A 15878-nucleotide genomic window follows, 5' to 3' on the forward strand; every position below is an offset into this window, starting at 1 on the left:
GTGTCCCGGGGCCGGGGCCCGCCGGGTCGCTCAGGAGTCCAGCGACGTCATGACGTGCTTGATGCGGGTGTAGTCGTCGAAGCCGTACGCCGACAGGTCCTTGCCGTAGCCGGACTTCTTGAAGCCGCCGTGCGGCATCTCGGCGACCAGCGGGATGTGGGTGTTGATCCACACGCACCCGAAATCGAGCTTCTTGGACATCCGCATGGCGCGGCCGTGGTCCTTGGTCCACACCGAGGAGGCCAGCCCGTACTCCACGCCGTTGGCCCACTCGACGGCCTGGTCCTCGTCGGTGAAGGACTGGACGGTGATGACCGGGCCGAAGACCTCCTTCTGGACGATCTCGTCGTCCTGCTTGACACCGGAGACGACGGTCGGGGCGTAGAAGTAGCCGCGCTCGCCGACCTGGTGGCCGCCGGCCTCCACCTTGGCGTGGGCGGGCAGCCGCTCGATGAAGCCGGCGACCTGCTTGAGCTGGTTGGGGTTGTTCAGCGGGCCGAAGAGGACGTCCTCGTCGTCCGGCTGCCCGGTCTTGGTCTCCGAGGCGGCCTTGGCGAGCGCGGCGACGAACTCGTCGTGGACGGACTCGTGCACCAGGACGCGGGTGGCGGCCGTGCAGTCCTGGCCGGCGTTGAAGAAGCCGGCCACACTGATCTCCTCCACGGCCTTGGGGATGTCGACGTCCTCGAAGACGACGACCGGGGCCTTGCCGCCCAGCTCCAGGTGGACCCGCTTGAGGTCCTTGGCGGCGGTCTCGGCCACCGCCATGCCGGCGCGCACCGAGCCGGTGATGGACGCCATCGCCGGGGTCGGGTGCTCGACCATCAGGCGGCCGGTGTCGCGGTCGCCGCAGATGACGTTGAAGACGCCCTTGGGCAGGATCGAGCCGATGATCTCGGCGATCAGGACGGTGGAGGCGGGCGTGGTGTCCGACGGTTTCAGCACGACCGTGTTGCCGGCCGCGATCGCCGGGGCGAACTTCCACACGGCCATCATCATCGGGTAGTTCCACGGCGCGACCTGGGCACAGACGCCGACCGGCTCACGGCGGACGAACGAGGTCAGCCCCTCCATGTACTCGGCGGCCGAGCGGCCCTCCAGCATGCGGGCGGCGCCCGCGAAGAACCGGATCTGGTCGACCATCGGCGGGATCTCCTCCGTGCGGGTCAGCCCGATCGGTTTGCCGGTGTTCTCCACCTCGGCGGCGATCAGTTCCTCGGCGCGCTCCTCGAACGCGTCCGCGATCTTCAGCAGGGCCTTCTGCCGCTCGGCGGGGGTGGTGTCGCGCCAGCCGGGGAAGGCCGCCGCGGCCGCGGCCATGGCCGCGTCGACGTCCGCCTGGCCGGACAGCGGCGCGGTGGCGTAGGCCTCGCCGGTCGCGGGATTGACCACCTCGGTGGTCCGTCCGTCGGCGGCGTCCCGGAACTCACCGTCGATGTAGTTGCGCAGACGACGCAGCTCGGTGCTCACTGCCACGGCCCTCCTGGATCTGCTGGGGTGTCCGATTGCTGAGACACCCACCCTAGTCCGCATGCCGACGTTTTCAACACCCCTCCCGGCGCTGTCCCTGCGGAATCCGTGAATGCAAAGCCTTTGGACAACGGATTTCATCGATCGCGGCTTGCGGAACTGTCGATCCCTCGTGCACAGTGAGGGCGTGGCCAGTCGAAGCGCAGACCAGAAGGACTCGCCCCGCGAGTCCCGCACCACCGCGGGCGGCACCCCCCGTCCGGACGCCGTCTCCCTCGCCATCATCGAGCAGCTGCAGGAGGACGGCCGCCGGCCCTACGCCGCGATCGGCAAGGCCGTCGGTCTGTCCGAGGCGGCCGTGCGCCAGCGCGTGCAGAAACTCCTCGACCAGGGCGTCATGCAGATCGTCGCCGTCACCGACCCGCTCACCGTGGGCTTCCGCCGGCAGGCGATGGTCGGCATCACCGTCGAGGGCGACGTCGAGAAGGTCGCGGACGCCCTGACCGAGATGGCGGAGGTCGAGTACGTGGTGATGACCGCGGGTTCGTTCGACGTCCTCGCCGAGATCGTCTGCGAGGACGACGACCATCTGCTGGACGTCGTCAGCAAGCGCATCCGCGGCCTGCCCGGCGTGCGCTCCACCGAGAGCTTCGTCTACCTCAAGCTGAAGAAGCAGACCTACATGTGGGGAACCCGATGACCACGAGCGGCAAGGACCTCGGCAGGTCCGCGTACGACCACCTGTGGATGCACTTCACCCGCATGTCCTCGTACGAGAACTCCCCCGTCCCGACGATCGTGCGGGGCGAGGGCACCTATGTGTGGGACGACCGGGGCAAGCGCTACCTGGACGGACTGGCGGGCCTGTTCGTGGTCCAGGCCGGTCACGGCCGTGCGGAGCTGGCCGAGACCGCCGCGCGGCAGGCACGGGAGCTGGCGTTCTTCCCGGTGTGGTCCTACGCCCACCCCAGGGCCGTCGAGCTGGCCGAGCGGCTGGCACACCTGGCGCCGGGCGACCTGAACAAGGTGTTCTTCACCACCGGCGGCGGCGAGGCCGTCGAGACCGCGTGGAAGCTGGCCAAGCAGTACTTCAAGCTGACCGGCAAGCCCACCAAGCACAAGGTGATCTCCCGCGCGGTGGCCTACCACGGCACCCCGCAGGGCGCCCTGTCCCTGACCGGGCTGCCCGCAATGAAGGCGCCGTTCGAGCCGCTCGTGCCCGGCGCGCACAAGGTGCCGAACACCAACCTCTACCGCGCCCCGGCGCACGGCGACGACCCGGAGGCCTTCGGCCGCTGGGCCGCCGACCAGATAGAGCAGCAGATCCTCTTCGAGGGACCGGACACGGTCGCCGCCGTCTTCCTGGAGCCGGTGCAGAACGCCGGCGGCTGCTTCCCCCCGCCGCCCGGCTACTTCCAGCGGGTGCGCGAGATCTGCGACCGCCACGACGTGCTGCTCGTCTCCGACGAGGTCATCTGCGCCTTCGGCCGGCTGGGCACGATGTTCGGCTGCGACAAGTTCGGCTACGTCCCGGACATGATCACCTGCGCCAAGGGCATGACCTCGGGCTACTCCCCCATCGGCGCCTGCATCGTCTCCGACCGCCTGGCCGAGCCGTTCTACCGCGGCTCCCACGCCTTCCTGCACGGCTACACCTTCGGCGGCCACCCGGTCTCCGCCGCCGTGGCCCTGGCCAACCTCGACCTGTTCGAACGCGAACAGCTCACTCAGCACGTCCTGGACCACGAGGCCGCCTTCCTCGCCACCCTGCGCAGGCTGCACGACCTGCCGATCGTCGGCGACGTGCGCGGCAACGGCTTCTTCTACGGCATCGAGCTGGTGAAGGACAAGGAGACCAAGGAGACCTTCGACGCGGAGGAGACCGAGCGCGTCCTGTACGGCTTCCTGTCCAAGGCGCTGTTCGACAACGGCCTGTACTGCCGGGCCGACGACCGCGGCGACCCGGTCGTCCAGCTCGCCCCGCCGCTGATCTCCGACCAGAGCACCTTCGACGAGATCGAGCAGATCCTGCGCGCGACGCTGACGGAGGCGTGGGCCAAGCTGTGACGCCGCCGGAGGCGCGGGAGGTGCGGTGACCCGCCGGAGCGGTCACTTCCGGTGCACACCTCCGATCAGATGACAATCACCGGCCCGGAAGCGGTCCGTTCGAGTGGGAAACGGCAGCCCGGAGCCGTGTGCTGTCCGGGCATCCGGCACCCGCTGCCTAGCGTCGTGACCGATCGGCCCCGCCTTCGTTCCCCCATACGGGGGATTCGTACGAAGGATTCCCGGACCGCACGGCAACCCGCGCGGCATGACCGCTCCGAACCGAGGTGTACGCCATGGTGGCCCCGCCGGACAACGACGTGCTCTGGGCACGTGCCTTGCACTACACCCACAAAGACGGCTCGCCCGCGCTCAGCGGTGTCTCGCTCGGCGTGCGGCAGGGCGAGATCCTCGCCGTCGCGGGGCCGAGCGGCAGCGGGAAGACGACGCTGCTGCGCTGCCTGGCCGGGATGAACCGGGTCCGCGAGGGCGAGGTGTGGTTCAACAGCGCACCCGTGCACACCCTCGGCCCGCTGGCCCGCGAACGGCTGCGCCGGGACCGGTTCGGCTGGATCGACCCCGCCCCCGTCCTCGTGCCGGAGCTGAACGTCTGGGAGAACACCGCCCTGCCGCTGATGCTGCGCGGCACCGGCCGGCGCCGCGCCAAGGGCACCGCCCTGGAGTGGCTGGAGCGCCTGGACGTCGGCGACCTGGCCCGCAAACGTCCGCACCAGCTGCGCCAGTCCGAGCGGCAGCGGGTCTGCATCGCCCGCGCCCTCGCCCCCGCCCCCACCGTGCTCTTCGCCGACGAGCCGACCGCCCCGCTGCACCGGGCCGACCGAGGTCACATCCTGCGCACCCTGACCACCGCGGCCCGCTCGCACGGCATCACGGTCGTCCTGGCCACCCACGACGCGGAGACCGCGGCGCTCGCCGACCGCACGGTGGCACTGCTCGACGGACGGTGCGTCAAGACCGTCCAGCTCCCCCCGACCGACGACTCCACGGAGGGCCGGACGGCGTGCTCGCTCTCCGTCTGACCCGCGTCGCCCGCCCGGCCGTCCAGCTGCGCCGGCTGACCGTGGCGGCCGCCAGCGCGGGCACCGCCTTTCTGATGCTGTGCAGTCTCGGCCACGCCCTGGCCCGCCCCGCCGAGGCCGCCGCGGCGTCGCTGCATCTGTCCTGGTGCGTGGTGCCGCTGGCCGCCACCGTGTACCTGGCGATCGCGGTGGCCCGCACCGATCCGGGCACCCGGCCGCGTCCCGGGCTGTCGGCGCTGGGCCTGGGCCCGGGCCGGCTGATGGCCGTCTCGGCCGCCACCACGGCCCTGGTGTCCTGCTGCGGCACCGTGCTCGGCCTGCTCGCCTTCCTCCATCTGCGCGGGGACCTCGGCGGTGCCGGGCTGCCGCTGAGCGGGGAGGCGGCCGGTGTCCTCGGAGCGGGCGAGCCGCTGCCGGTGCCGGGCACACCGACGCTGCTGCTGGTCGTGCCCGCCCTGGCCGCCGGCGCGGTGGCCTTCGTCCTGCGTCCGCGCGAGATGCGTGAGCCGTCCCGGGGCTTCGGACGCTTCACGGCCCGGAAGGCCCACGCCCCGGCCGGCGTTCCGGATGCCGCAGCCGAGGGCACGGACACCGCGCGCACCGCGGACGGCACCGGCGGCGCCGTCGACGACCGGGCCCGGTGCGCAGGCGAATCGGTTCCTCTTTCCTCGACGGCGACACCGGACACGGCGGACCGGCCGGAGGCGCCCGGTGAACCGGGCGGCTGGGGCGGGCCGGGCGGCACCGCCCCCGGCCGGGGCAGCGACCTGCCGCGGCCCGCGCCGCAGCGCACGTCCACGGTGGGGCTGCCCTGGGGCATCGCCGCACTGGCCACCGGACTGGCCGTCGAGGCATGGGCCGACCGGGCCGCCGGCTCCCCCGCGGCCTCGGGTCCTGCCGCCGCCGCCCTGCCCGGCGGCCTGACCGCCGACTCCGGTCCCGTCCTGATCGGCTGGCTGCTGACCGCCCTCGGGCTCGCCCTCGCCGGCCCGGGCCTGACCCAGCTGTGCGGGCGCCTGCTCCAGTCCGCGCAGCCGGGCGCGGTCCGGTTGCTGGCCGGGCGGATCCTGATGGCGGAGGCGCGCCGCATCGGCCGTCCGCTGGGCGTGGTGTGCGCCGTGGCGTCGGGGGCGTTCGCCCTGGTGACCCTGCAGGGCCGGGCCGCACCCGGCATCGGACCGCTGACCGCGCTGGGCATCGCCCTGGTGGCCGGCTGCTCCGTGGCCACCCTGCTGATCGCCGCGGTGGAGGCGCGTCAGGACCGCGCCGAGGTCCGCACGGCCCTGCGGCGGCTCGGCGCACCCGCCACCGCGCTGCGCTCGGCCGCCGCCCTGCGCGCGGGTGCCCTGCTCGCATTCTTCGCCCCGCTGACCCTGGTGATCGCCGACCTCGCCGCGCTCCCGCTGGCCCGCTGAGAAGCGGGCTGCCCGTCCGGAGCGCGGCGACCGGAGCGCACGGCCGCACACCGGGGGCGGACCACACGGCCCCGCACCGGGGGCGGACGCCACGGGCCGCACACCGGGGGCGGACACCACGGCCCCGCACCAGGGGCGGACGCCACGGGGCCGTACACCGGGGGCGGACACCACGGGGCCGTACACCGGCGACGAACGACGTGGCCGCCGCCAAGAGGTTCTTCACCGCGCTCGGTTCCACCGTCGACCCGCGCTTCTCGGACGACGACAGCCCCTCGGTCGTCATCAGCGACACCATCGTCGTGATCCTGCAGAGCAAGCGGCGCTTCGCCGAGCAGACCGTCGAGGAGATCGCGGACTCCACCGAGACGCGCGAGACCCTGATCTGTCTGAACGCCGAGAGCCGCGCGCAGGTGGACGAGCTGGCCGGCAAGGCGATCGCGGCGGGCGGCACGGCGACCGGCCGGGTCCACGACCACGAGCACATGTACGGCCGCGCCTTCGACGACCTCGACGGTCACACCTGGGAGATCGTGTGGAGGCACCCGTCGCCGGCACAGGGCTGAGCCGGCGACGGATCACCGGCCCGCACTCCGCGGCGGGCAATGAATGGGCAAAGGGACCGCGCACTTGGGACACTCGCGTTGACACTGCGGCGGAGACGCTTGTACACCTGTGGCTCTGCCGGGGGTGCCGGGTCCGATCGAGCGAGTCCCCGACGCCCCCTCAACTCCCCGACATCACGCATCCCGTGAAGGGCAAAGTGGCCATCGTGTCCAAATCCCGCCGTACCGCACGTTCCGTGCGCATCCTCGGTGTCGCGTCCGCGTCCGCAGCGCTCGCGCTCGGCGTCGCCGGCACCGCCTCGGCCTGCAACATCAGCGACTTCTCCGCCGCAGCCACGTGCGAGGACGGCAAGGGTTCCATCGTCGTCACCGACACGGACCGTGCGGGCACGCCCGCGCACATCAGTGTCTACCTGCAGGAGGACGGCTCCGAGAAGCTGATCGGCGAGCAGGACGTCAGGGGCACCGCCCAGGGCGCCTCGGTGACCTTCGCCGAGGACTGGCAGCCGGGCGCCACCTACCGCATCCACGTCAAGGCCGGCAACACGCTGGTGGACGAGGACATCAAGCCGAACCTGGTCACCCCGGCCACGGCTTGTGCCCCGGCGGCCCCCGGCACGCCCGCGAGCCCGTCGGAGTCGGCGACCCCGACTCCGTCGGACTCGGCCTCGGCGTCCGCGCCGGCCTTCGAGGCCTCGCCGAGCCCGACGGCCCCGTCCGCCGACCAGAGCGGCACCGCCCCGGCGGCGGCCCCGGCGAACGCCCCGTCGGCCGACGCCGGTCAGCGCAACCTGGCCGAGACCGGTGCGGACTCCCGCACCGGTCTGATCGCCGGCATCGCGGTCGCCCTGGTCGTCGTCGGCGGTGGCGCGGTCTTCTTCGGCATGCGCCGCCGCGGGGCGAACGGCGACAGCTGACGCTCCCGAACGACAGCCGGCGCACCCGCACCGTCGTCCGTGGCCCGTCCCCCGCTCGAGGGGGCGGGCCACGGCCGTTCCACGCCGGCCGCCTCGGGCCGGACACCAGCCGGGCGGCAGCGGTCAGCCCAGCACCACGACCTCGGCCGGGTCGAACTCCACGCCCACCTCGTCACCGGTCCGAGGTGCCGCGCGCAGGGCGCAGGCCGCCTGCAGCCGCGGGGCGTCCTCCGGCTGGAGATGGACGGTCACATGGGTGCCCTGGAAGGTGTGGGCGGCCACCGTGCAGCGCAGGCCCTCGCCGGCCGCGACCAGACGCACCCCGGCGGGCCGCACCAGCAGGGAACGCGTGCCCTGGGGAGAGTCCTCCGGCACCGGCACCGTGCCCCACGGCGTGTGGGCCCGCCGACCGTCGACACGCGCCTCGACCACGTTCTCGAAGCCGAGGAACCGGGCGACGAAGGCGTCCGCGGGCCGCTGCCAGACCTCGAGCGGCGTCCCGGTCTGCGCGATCCGCCCCTGACGCATCACCACCACCCGGTCGGCGAGCGCGAAGGCCTCGCCCTGGTCGTGCGTGACCGCGAGGACGGTGGTGCCGAGACGGGCGAACAGCTCCCGCAGTTCGACGACCAGCCGCTCCCGCAGCGAGCGGTCGAGCTGGCCGAGCGGCTCGTCCAGCATCAGCAGCCGCGGTCGCGGCGCCAGCGCCCGGGCCAGGGCGACCCGCTGCTGCTCTCCGCCGGACAGGGCGGCCACCGACCGGGCACCGGCTCCGGGCAGCCCGACCAGCTCCAGCAACTCCTGGACCCGTACGTCCCGTTCGGCCTTCGCGGTGCCGCGCATCCGCAGCCCGAAGGCGACGTTGGCGGCCACGTCCCGCTGCGGGAAGAGCTGGTGGTCCTGGAACATCAGGCCCACCTCGCGCCGGTGCACCGGCACCCCCGCCTGGTCCCGGCCGTCGAGCAGCACCCGTCCGCCGTCCAGCGGCTGCAGTCCGGCCACCGTGCGCAGCAGCGTGGACTTGCCGCTGCCGCTCGGGCCGAGCACGCACACCGTCTCGTGCTCGGCGACCGCCAGATCCACGGCGTCCAGGACCGTCCGGCCGCCCAGGCGCACGGTCGCGGCCCGAAGGCTCAGCAGCGTCACAGCTCCCCCGTCTTCTCGGCGCCGCGCAGGTGCTCCAACACCAGCAGAGCCACGGCGCACACCACCATCAGGATCGTCGACAGGGCCATCGCCTGCCCGTAGTTGAGGTCGCCGGGCCGGGAGAGCAGCCGGGCCACGGCCACCGGCAGCGTCGGGTTGTCCGACCGGGCGATGAACACGGTCGCCCCGAACTCACCCAGCGACACCGCGAAGGCGAACCCGGCGGACACCAGCAGCGCCCGCCGCACCAGCGGCAGGTCCACCTCGCGCCACACCCGCCAGGGGGAGGCGCCGAGCACCGCGGCCGCCTGACGCAGCCGCACGTCCACCGCGCGCAGCACCGGCAGCAGGGTGCGCACCACGAACGGCACCCCGACCAGGGCCTGGGCGAGCGGCACGAGGATCCAGGACTGCCTGAGGTCCAGCGGGGGTTCGTCCAGGGCGATCAGGAAGCCGAAGCCGACGGTGACGGTGGAGACCCCGAGCGGCAGCATCAGCAGCGCGTCGAAGCCGCGCACGATCCGGCCGGCGTCCCGGCGGGCGAGTGCCGCGGCGGCCAGGGCGCCGATCACCACGGCGATCGCGGTCGCCGCCGCGGCGTAGGACAGGGAGGCGCCGACGGCGTGCAGCGGCGCGACGAGGAAGGTGCCGCCGTCGGCGTTCGTCAGCGCCCGGTAGTAGCCGAAGCCCGGGGCGGTGAGCGAGCGCTGCACCAGCACGGCCAGCGGCAGCACGAGCAGCACGGCGACACTGAGGAGGACGGCGACCAGCAGCGCCCACTGGCCCGCGCCGCGCGGGCGGCGCGCGGTGCCGGCCGCGTCCACCAGCTTCAGCGCGGTCTCCCGGCGCCGGACCGTCCAGGCGTGCACGGCCAGGATCGCGCCCACGCACACGAACTGCACCAGGGTGAGCACCGCGGCCGTGGACAGGTCGAACAGCTCCGAGGTCTGCCGGTAGATCTCCACCTCCAGGGTGGAGTAGGCGGGGCCGCCGAGGATCTGCACCACACCGAAGGAGGTGAAGGTGAACAGGAACACCATGAGCGCGGCGGCGGCGACCGCGGGCGCCAGCGCGGGCAGGGTCACGGTGCGCCAGGCGGTCAGCGGGGTGGCGCCCAGGGTGCGCGCGGCCTCCTCCTGCCGCGGGTCCAGCTGCGCCCACAGCCCGCCGACCGTGCGGACGACGACCGCGTAGTTGAAGAAGACATGGGCGAGCAGGATCGCCCACACCGTGGTGTCCAGCCGTATCCCCCACAGCTCGTCCAGCAGGCCGCCACGCCCGAGCAGCGCCAGGAACGCCGTGCCGGCCACGACCGTGGGCAGCACGAACGGCACCGTGACCACGGCCCGCAGCACCTGCCGGCCGGGGAAGTCGAACCGGGCGAACACATAGGCGCCGGGCAGGGCGATCAGCAGGGTCAGCGCGGTGGAGGCGAGCGCCTGCCAGGTGGTGAACCACAGCACGTTCCGGATGCCGCTGTCGCCGAGCACCTCCGCGATCCGCCCGGGGTGCCAGGCCCCGTCGGTGTACAGCCCGCGCCGGACGATCGCGGCGACGGGGTAGGCGAAGAACACCGCGAAGAACGCGACGGGCACGGCCATCAGACCCAGCCGCGCCGCGTTCCCCGAACGCCGCCCGCGGGGGCGCACCGCCCCGCGCCGGGCTACTTCAGGACGAGCGAGGTCCACGACTTGACCCACTGGTCACGGTGGTCGGCGATGGTCTCGGGCGCCATGGTCTCGGGGTGCGGGGCGGGCTTGCCGTAGCGGCTGAACTCCTCGGGCACCGCGGCGCCCTTGCGCACCGGCTGGACGAACATGGTGAGCGGCATGTCCTCCTGGAACTCCTTGCCGATCAGGAAGTCGAGGAACGCCTTGCCGCCCTCCGGGTTGCGGGCGTTGGCGAGCAGTCCCGCGTACTCGGTCTGCCGGAAGCAGGTGCCGTACGCCACCCCGGTCGGCGCGGTCTTCGGCTTCGGGTCGGCGTAGACGACCTCGGCGGGCGGCGAGGAGGCGTAGGAGACGACCAGCGGCCGGTCGCCCTTGGCCTTCCGGCCTCCGGCGGAACCGGAGAACTCCTGGTTGTAGGCCAGCTCCCAGCCGTCGACCACCTTGACGCCGTTGGCCTTCAGCTTCTTCCAGTACCCCTGCCAGCCGGGGTCGCCGTACCGGGCGACGGTGCCGAGGAGAAAGCCGAGCCCGGGCGAGGCGGTGGCGGGGTTCTCGACGACCAGCAGGTTCTTGTACTGCGGCTCGACCAGGTCGTCGAAGGAGGACGGCGGGGTCAGGTGGTGGTCGGCGAAGTACTTCTTGTCGTAGTTGACGCAGATGTCGCCGGTGTCGACGGGGGTGACGCGGTTCTTGCCCCGGTCGGCCAGGTACTGCGGCAGCACCTGGTCGAGCCCCTTGGCCCGGTACGGCTGGAACAGGCCGCCGGACAGCGCACGGGACAGCAGCGTGTTGTCGACGCCGAAGAAGACGTCGCCCTGCGGGTTGTCCTTGGTCAGCAGGGCCTTGTTGACGGCCTGGCCCGCGTCGCCGTCCTTGAGGACGGTGACCTTGTACCCGGACTGCTTCTCGAAGTCGGCGATGACGCTCTTGGAGGCCGCCCAGGAGTCGTGGCTGACGACGGTCACGGTCCTGGTGTCCGCGGCCGTGGATCCGGTGCTGCCGGAGCCGCAGGCGGACAGCGCGACCAGGCCGAGGCCGGCCGCGACGGCGGCGAGGGTTCTGTGATGCACGTGGAGTGTCCTCCTGGATGGTTGCCAGGAAGAGACGCGGCCCTGCCCGGACCCCTCGTGCGGGGTTCCGGGCAGGGCGCTACAGCTCGAGTGATGACCGAACTCCCTACCCAGAATGACCTGGGCGAGGTTCAGAGGGTCTGCGGCCCTTCCGCCGCACTCTCAGCGCTGTGGCGCTCCCCTGTCGGAATGGTGTGTGCAGTTGTCGCGGATCAGATTACCGCCCGCCCGCGGGCGGCCGCCCGCGCGGTCCTCGCCCTGCCCGGCGGCCCGGCCACCGCTCGCCGGCGGCCGGGCTGCGGTCGGCCTACCGCTCGGCGGCGGCCAGCTGCCCGCAGGCGCCGTCGATCTCCTGGCCGCGGGTGTCCCGGATGGTCACCGGCACGCCGTGGGCCTCGATCGCCTCCACGAACGCCTTCTCGTCCTCGGGCCGGGACGCGGTCCACTTCGAGCCGGGCGTCGGGTTCAGCGGGATCAGGTTGACGTGCACCGGCTTGCCCTTGAGCAGCCGGCCGAGCCGGTCGCCGCGCCAGGCCTGGTCGTTGATGTCCCGGATCAGTGCGTACTCGATGGACAGCCGGCGCCCCGACTTCTGGGCGTAGGCGAAGCCGGCGTCCAGCACCTCCCGCACCTTCCACCGGGTGTTCACCGGCACGAGGGTGTCGCGCAGCTCGTCGTCGGGGGCGTGCAGGGAGATCGCCAGCCGGCACTTGAGCCCCTCGTCGGCGAACCGGTGGATCGCCGGGACCAGGCCCACCGTGGAGACGGTGATGCCGCGCTGGGACAGCCCCAGGCCGTCCGGCTCGGGGTCCGTCAGCGCCCGGATGGCCCGCACGACCCGGTTGTAGTTGGCCAGCGGCTCGCCCATGCCCATGAACACGATGTTGGACAGCCGCGCCGGTCCCCCGGGCACCTCCCCGTCGCGCAGGGCCCGCATGCCGTCCACGATCTGGTGCACGATCTCGGCGGTCGACAGGTTCCGCTCGAGCCCGGCCTGACCCGTGGCACAGAACGGGCAGTTCATGCCGCACCCGGCCTGAGAGCTGACGCACATGGTCACCCGGTCCGGGTAGCGCATCAGCACCGACTCCACGAGGGTGCCGTCGAACAGCCGCCACAGCGTCTTGCGGGTGGTGCCCTGGTCGGTCGACAGATGCCGCACGACCGTCATCAGCTCCGGCAGCAGCGCCTCGCGCAGCTTGCCCCGCGAGGCCGCGGGGATGTCGGTCCACTGCTCCGGGTCGTGCGCGTACCGCGCGAAGTAGTGCTGCGAGAGCTGTTTGGCGCGGAACGGCTTCTCACCGATCGCGGCGACCGCCTCCTTGCGCTCGGCAGGCGTGAGATCGGCAAGGTGCCGCGGCGGCTTCTTGGCTCCGCGCGGCGCGACGAATGTGAGTTCTCCGGGCTTGGGCATGGTCGTTCCAGTGTCGCAGATACGGAGGGGTGGCCCGGGGTGTCGTCCGTTACCCCCGCCGCCGACCGTCACCGGCGGCCGACGGTGAGCGGCAGCGGACGGTGCGGGTAGGGCCTGGCGACCCGTGCGACCGGCCGTTGTGCGGCTGCCGTCCCCGCCTGCTGGTCGTCCGCGCGCAGGGGCTGCTTCGGGGCCGGAGGTCACGGATCGGGGAGGTTGCCTCCCGCACCGCCCACAGCGCTTTCGTGCCCGTGCCGGCCCGGTCCTCGCCGCCGGACGTCCCCGCTCACGCGGTGCCGGGTGTCCCGGGCGGCGGCCGCACGCCCTTGCGCGGCGGCACGCCGCCACCTACCTTGCGGGCGCACCAGCACCGCCCTCGAAGGAGCCGTCATGCCCGCGCTCGACCGTCAGGACACCGTCTTCATCCTCGACCTGGGGGACGGTGAGAACCGCTTCCATCCCGAGTGGATCGGCGCGGTCGGTGCCGCGCTCGACGAGGTGGAGAAGGCCGAGGGTCCTCGTGCCCTGGTGACCGTCGCCACGGGCAAGATCTACTCGAACGGGCTGGATCTTGAGTGGCTGTCCGCGCACGCCGACCGGTACCGCGACTACCTGGTCTCGGTGCACGAGCTGCTGGCGCGGATGCTGGCCCTGCCCGTCGTCACCGTGGCCGCGCTGCAGGGGCACACCTTCGGCGCCGGCGCGATCCTCTCCCTGGCGCACGACTTCCGCGTGATGCGTGCCGACCGCGGCTTCTGGTGCGTGCCCGCAGTGGACGTCGGCATCCCCTACACCTCCGGCATGGCGGCGCTGATCCAGGCACGGCTGGCGCCGCAGACCGCGCACGAGGCCATGGTCACCGCCCGCCGCTACGGCGGCACCGACGCCGCGGCCGCCGGCATCGCCGACCGGGCGGTCGCCGAGGACGCCGTGCGCTCCACGGCCGTCGAACTCGCCCGGGCCCAGGCGGACCGGGCCGGTGAGACCCTCGGCACCATCAAGTCCCGCATGTACGGCTCGGTGCTGACCGCACTGCGCGACACCGGCGACCCGCTCGGCTGACCGGAGCAGCCGGTGGGTCCCCCATGAGCAGAGGGACCCGCCGCCCTGTGGGCGACGGGTCCCTCGCGTGCGGGGAACGGCAGCGGGTCAGCCCGCGCCGACGAAGACGACCAGCAGCAGCCAGACCACGGGAGCGGTCGGGAGCAGGGAGTCGAGGCGGTCCATGATGCCGCCGTGGCCCGGGAGCAAGGTGCCCATGTCCTTGATCCCCAGGTCACGTTTGATCATGGATTCGCCGAGGTCGCCGAGGGTGGCGCTGACGGCGACCGCGAGACCCAGCAGGAGGCCCTGCCACCAGACGCCGCCGTCGATGAGGAACTCCATGCACAGCGCCCCGGCCAGCATGGCGAAGGCGACCGCGCCGACCAGGCCCTCGCGGGTCTTGCCCGGGCTGATGCGCGGGGCCAGCTTGTGCTTGCCGAAGCGCCAGCCGATCGCATAGGCGCCGGTGTCGCTGACCACGGTGAGCAGCAGGAAGGTCAGCACGCGGAACGGGCCGTCGTCGGCGGTGAGCATCATCGCCACGAACGTGGCCAGGAACGGCACGTAGAACGTCGCGAAGACACCGGCCGTGACGTCCTTGAGGTATCCCTCGGGTGGTCGTGCCATGCGCCAGACCAGGACCGCGAGCGCGGTCAGCGCCGTCGCCACCCAGGCGCCCTCGGCGCCGCCGAGGTATCCGGCGAGCACCATCGCCACGCCGCCGACGGCGAGCGGCACCAGCGGCGCCTTGATGTCCTTGCGTTCGTCCAGTCGCTTGGTCAGCTCCCACAGGCCGACCACGACCGCGACGGCGATGACGCCGACGAAGGCCGCCTTGACGACGAAGAGCGCCGCGACGATCACCACGCCGAGGCCGACACCGACCCCTATGGCCGCGCCCAGGTCGCGGCCCGCGCTCTTCTTCTGCGGTGCGGGCGCCGGCTGCGGGGCGTCGGGCATGGGCTCCGGTTTCTGCGACGCCGTCCCGGCAGCGGGCGGCGTGTGCGGCGTGTCCTGGGGCCGCGGCTGCGGCCCTGCGTACGGCTGCGGTTGCGGCTGCGCGGTGTACGGCCCGGGGGGCGGTGCGGGCTGCGCGTGCCGCGGGTCGTACGGCTGCGGCGCGGGCTGTGCGGCGCCCGGTGGCTCGGCGAACGGCTGAGGCCCCGGCGGCTCGGGGACCGGTTGCGGGCCCGGCGGTGGGGCGGGCGGGCCGGCCGGAGGCGGCTGGGGTATCTCGTCGCGGAAGAGGGGGCCGCCCGCGGGGACGGCCCCTGGTTCCTCCTGGTCACCGCCGTGAGCCGGCCACTCGGGCACGACGGGCAAGGGGCGGGTCTGCTGGGCGCCCTGCGCACCGTACTCGGGGCCTGCCGGGACGGCTCCCGGAACCGGTCCACCACCGGGTGACCGGTCCACGGGCCCGACGTGCCCGGCCTGCTGCGGCGCTCCCCAGGAAGAGTCGTTCATCAGACCTCGAGCAGCTCCGCTTCCTTGTGCTTGAGCAGTTCGTCCACCTGCGCGACGTACTTCGCGGTGGTGTCGTCCAGCTCCTTCTCCGCGCGACGGCCCTCGTCCTCGCCGATCTCGCCGTCCTTGACCAGCTTGTCGATGGCGTCCTTGGCCTTGCGGCGCACGGAGCGGATGGACACCTTGGCGTCCTCGCCCTTGCCCTTGGCGACCTTGATGTACTCGCGGCGGCGCTCCTCGGTCAGCTCGGGGAACACCACGCGGATGATGTTGCCGTCGTTGCTCGGGTTGACGCCCAGGTCGGAGTCGCGGATCGCCTGCTCGATGTTGCGCAGCGCGCTCTTGTCGAACGGGGTCACGACCGCCATCCGCGGCTCCGGCACGGAGAACGAAGCCAGCTGGTTGATCGGCGTCGGCGCGCCGTAGTAGTCGGCCATGATCTTGTTGAACATCGCCGGGTGCGCTCGGCCGGTGCGGATCGCGGCGAAGTCCTCCTTGGCGACCACGACGGCCTTCTCCATCTTCTCCTCGGCCTCGAGGAGGGTCTCTTCGATCACCACTTGCTCCTGCGTGTCTTGAGTAGGCCCGGCTGCGGTTCCCATCGGGGCCGGCGGCC

14 protein-coding genes and 1 riboswitch are annotated in these 15878 nt (G+C 72.8%); of the genes, 7 read left to right on the top strand and 7 right to left on the bottom strand.

The window, feature by feature from the left end; genetic code table 11:
• Nucleotides 1-30: 30 nt before the first annotated feature.
• A complete protein-coding gene (locus OG899_RS06600) occupies nt 31-1470 on the bottom strand; it encodes a gamma-aminobutyraldehyde dehydrogenase (RefSeq protein ID WP_125499920.1) in 1440 nt (479 codons plus the stop codon).
• A 172-nt stretch (nt 1471-1642) separates the two neighbouring features.
• On the opposite strand from OG899_RS06600, the gene OG899_RS06605 reads away from it, so the two are divergent.
• From OG899_RS06605 to OG899_RS06630, 6 genes are all read left to right on the top strand, one after another.
• Nucleotides 1643-2170, top strand: coding sequence for an Lrp/AsnC family transcriptional regulator (locus OG899_RS06605; protein ID WP_168131277.1), 528 nt, complete (start codon nt 1643-1645; stop codon nt 2168-2170).
• The gene (locus OG899_RS06610; protein WP_125499909.1) at nt 2167-3537 is read left to right on the top strand and encodes an aspartate aminotransferase family protein; all 1371 of its coding nucleotides are present in this window, start codon (nt 2167-2169) and stop codon (nt 3535-3537) included. Before OG899_RS06605 ends, OG899_RS06610 begins: the two co-directional genes overlap by 4 nt.
• A gap of 275 nt (nt 3538-3812) precedes the next feature.
• On the top strand, nt 3813-4556 hold the full coding sequence (locus OG899_RS06615; protein WP_125499908.1) for an ABC transporter ATP-binding protein: 744 nt from the start codon (nt 3813-3815) through the stop codon (nt 4554-4556).
• On the top strand, nt 4538-5971 hold the full coding sequence (locus OG899_RS06620; RefSeq protein WP_168131276.1) for a hypothetical protein: 1434 nt from the start codon (nt 4538-4540) through the stop codon (nt 5969-5971). The genes OG899_RS06615 and OG899_RS06620 overlap by 19 nt, the downstream gene beginning before the upstream one ends.
• 200 nt (nt 5972-6171) lie before the next feature.
• Entirely contained in the window at nt 6172-6537 is a 366-nt protein-coding gene (locus OG899_RS06625; RefSeq protein WP_125499906.1) for a VOC family protein, read from the top strand.
• 206 nt (nt 6538-6743) lie between these two features.
• On the top strand, nt 6744-7454 hold the full coding sequence (locus tag OG899_RS06630; RefSeq protein ID WP_185867940.1) for an LAETG motif-containing sortase-dependent surface protein: 711 nt from the start codon (nt 6744-6746) through the stop codon (nt 7452-7454).
• 123 nt (nt 7455-7577) lie between these two features.
• Here the strand turns inward: OG899_RS06630 and OG899_RS06635 are convergent, their stop codons facing one another.
• From OG899_RS06635 to rlmN, 4 genes are all read right to left on the bottom strand, one after another.
• Nucleotides 7578-8600, bottom strand: a complete 1023-nt coding sequence (locus tag OG899_RS06635; RefSeq protein ID WP_125499905.1) for an ABC transporter ATP-binding protein — start codon at nt 8598-8600, stop codon at nt 7578-7580.
• Nucleotides 8597-10201 carry an ABC transporter permease gene (locus OG899_RS06640; protein ID WP_406310934.1) on the bottom strand — a complete coding sequence of 535 codons (1605 nt, stop codon included), beginning with the start codon at nt 10199-10201 and terminating at the stop codon, nt 8597-8599. Before OG899_RS06640 ends, OG899_RS06635 begins: the two co-directional genes overlap by 4 nt.
• Before the next feature lie 62 nt (nt 10202-10263).
• Complete coding sequence (locus OG899_RS06645; protein ID WP_125499903.1) at nt 10264-11340, bottom strand: thiamine ABC transporter substrate binding subunit; 1077 nt, start codon at nt 11338-11340, stop codon at nt 10264-10266.
• A gap of 85 nt (nt 11341-11425) precedes the next feature.
• Nucleotides 11426-11533, bottom strand: a riboswitch (TPP riboswitch).
• 114 nt (nt 11534-11647) lie between these two features.
• Nucleotides 11648-12754 carry a 23S rRNA (adenine(2503)-C(2))-methyltransferase RlmN gene (gene rlmN, locus OG899_RS06650; protein ID WP_125499902.1) on the bottom strand — a complete coding sequence of 369 codons (1107 nt, stop codon included), beginning with the start codon at nt 12752-12754 and terminating at the stop codon, nt 11648-11650.
• A 390-nt stretch (nt 12755-13144) separates the two neighbouring features.
• On the opposite strand from rlmN, the gene OG899_RS06655 reads away from it, so the two are divergent.
• Nucleotides 13145-13816, top strand: a complete 672-nt coding sequence (locus tag OG899_RS06655) for an enoyl-CoA hydratase-related protein (RefSeq protein WP_125499901.1) — start codon at nt 13145-13147, stop codon at nt 13814-13816.
• Nucleotides 13817-13903: 87 nt separating this feature from the next.
• Here OG899_RS06655 and OG899_RS06660 read toward each other — a convergent pair whose 3' ends face one another.
• A complete protein-coding gene (locus tag OG899_RS06660; protein WP_168131275.1) occupies nt 13904-15262 on the bottom strand; it encodes a phosphatidate cytidylyltransferase in 1359 nt (452 codons plus the stop codon).
• Entirely contained in the window at nt 15262-15819 is a 558-nt protein-coding gene (frr, locus tag OG899_RS06665; RefSeq protein WP_125499900.1) for a ribosome recycling factor, read from the bottom strand. Before frr ends, OG899_RS06660 begins: the two co-directional genes overlap by 1 nt.
• Between the last annotated feature and the right edge of the window lie 59 nt (nt 15820-15878).

The sequence above is a fragment of the Streptomyces thermoviolaceus genome, assembly GCF_045209695.1.
GTDB lineage: Bacteria > Actinomycetota > Actinomycetes > Streptomycetales > Streptomycetaceae > Streptomyces > Streptomyces thermoviolaceus.